The organism is Pseudomonadota bacterium, assembly GCA_026390555.1.
In the GTDB taxonomy this organism is placed as follows: Bacteria; Bdellovibrionota_C; UBA2361; order UBA2361; family OMII01; genus OMII01.
Window position 1 is genome coordinate 1 of record JAPLFS010000091.1, and the last position, 1,705, is coordinate 1,705.

The following is a 1,705-nucleotide window of genomic DNA, read 5'->3' on the forward strand; positions in this document are numbered from 1 at the left end:
GATGGATAAAGCTACTCTGTCTCGGTCAGAACCAAAGCCTCTGGGGTCGAGTTGCAGAGCAGATCGATAGTGAACAGTTACTGGATTTCAAAGGCGAGCGCTGCGTCTATCTTAGGAAGGAGAAATTGATATCCGCTCTCAGTCAATTTTTTAGGATATGCCTGAACGCTGGCTAGAAGCACGGCATCTGCTATCTCACCGAAGAGCACCCTTAATACAGGGCTAGGCATAGCTAGGATAGTTGGCCTGTGTAGAGCTCTGCCGAGAGCTTGCGTGAAATCTCTATTAGTTATGGGGTCGGGTGCCACTACATTTACGGCCCCACAGATCGAATCGGTATAGATGATATGCTCTACTATTCTGAGCAGATCCTCGAGCGCTATCCAACTAATATATTGAGCACCGTTACCCAACCAAGCGCCCAGGCCCAGGCGAAAAGCAGGTAGCATCTTTTCCAGAGCGCCCCCACGCGCATTAAGCACCATGCCGATACGAAGGTTAACCAGGCGCGAGCCAGTAGCTCTGATAGGCTGTGTCGCATTCTCCCAGTCAACGCTTAGTTGCGCTAGAAAGCTGCTACCAGCGGGGGCTGATTCATCAACGCCGCTTGTTCCGCCGCAAGCACCGGTATCGCCGTAGTAGCCGCAGGAAGAGGCCATAATAAAGAGGGAAGGTTTGTGTGATAGAGAGGTGATGGTATGTGAGAGAAGTGCTGCTGAATTAATACGACTATCGTATAAGCGCCGCTTTTTTTCGGCATTCCAACGGCCCTCGGCGATATTCTCACCCGCAAGGTTAATAACTATATCAATCTTATCAAAAACGGTTGGGGAGAGTTGGCCGGTATCTGGATCCCATGAGCGCTCGTTCTCTAAAGTAGCTGGGCGTCGCACAAGCTTCGTTACGGAGTGGCCAGCAGAGGAGAGGAAGCTTGATAGCGCAGAGCCGATAAACCCCGAGGCTCCAACGATAAGGATGCGCTTGCGTGGCAGGTCGCTTTTAGAGGGGTCGGTACGAGTTGAGATCACGACCCACCGAGCACCATCTTTGCTATCTCGCTGGCGCTCTTTCCGTCGTACTGACCGGCGTAGTTCTCTTTGAGATGTTTCATGACGGTGTTGAGAGCGGCATCGGGGGTAGAGCTCTTTACCTCAAGGATTATTCGCTCCAGCTCTTGAGCGTTTAGCTGTACAGGAAGAAAGCTCTCGATAATTGAGATCTCTAAGAGTAGCGTTGTTTTAGAGTCCTCTCGGTTCGCCTGCTCCGCAAACTGGAGGGACTCCTGGCGCTTCTTCAACTCGCGATGAAGTATAAGGGTGCAATCGCTCTCTGTCAGATCGGTTACCGACCGCTGCATCTCTTCGTACTGAATCTCGCTTAGGATGCCGCGGATCGTATCGAGACGCACGCGATCCTTGGCTTTCATGGCGGGCTTAAGTGCTTCTTTGAGTTTTGCTTTCATAGCGGTCTTTTGTACTGCCACGCGATAAAAAGGGCAACGGCGATATGGCTACGTGGTCTGGGCGATTACGCAGGTTTATTTGCGGCATCCTGGAACTGCTCAGTAAACTCCTGCAACTTCTTTGCGGTCTCCGCACTAATCAGGTGCTCGGTCTTGCAGGCGTCGATCTCGGCCTGCTGTGGGCTGACCTTTAATATGTTCACGAGGAAGTTGTTAAGGATGTTTTTTCTCATGTGAATAGCA

2 protein-coding genes are annotated in these 1,705 nt (G+C 51.4%); both read right to left on the reverse strand.

The annotated features are described in order from the left end of the window. Nucleotides 1–77 precede the first annotated feature (77 nt). Nucleotides 78–1,028: a TIGR01777 family oxidoreductase gene (locus NTV65_11505; protein ID MCX6115822.1), complete on the reverse strand. Its 951-nt coding sequence runs from the start codon at nucleotides 1,026–1,028 to the stop codon at nucleotides 78–80. After that, nucleotides 1,025–1,462: a GatB/YqeY domain-containing protein gene (locus tag NTV65_11510; protein ID MCX6115823.1), complete on the reverse strand. Its 438-nt coding sequence runs from the start codon at nucleotides 1,460–1,462 to the stop codon at nucleotides 1,025–1,027. Before NTV65_11510 ends, NTV65_11505 begins: the two co-directional genes overlap by 4 nt. Nucleotides 1,463–1,705 lie beyond the last annotated feature (243 nt).

Coding starts and splice junctions, on each gene's coding strand:
- NTV65_11510 (MCX6115823.1), bottom strand. CDS start 1,462: ATGAAAGCAAAACTCAAAGAAGCACTTAAGCCCGCCATGAAAGCCAAG.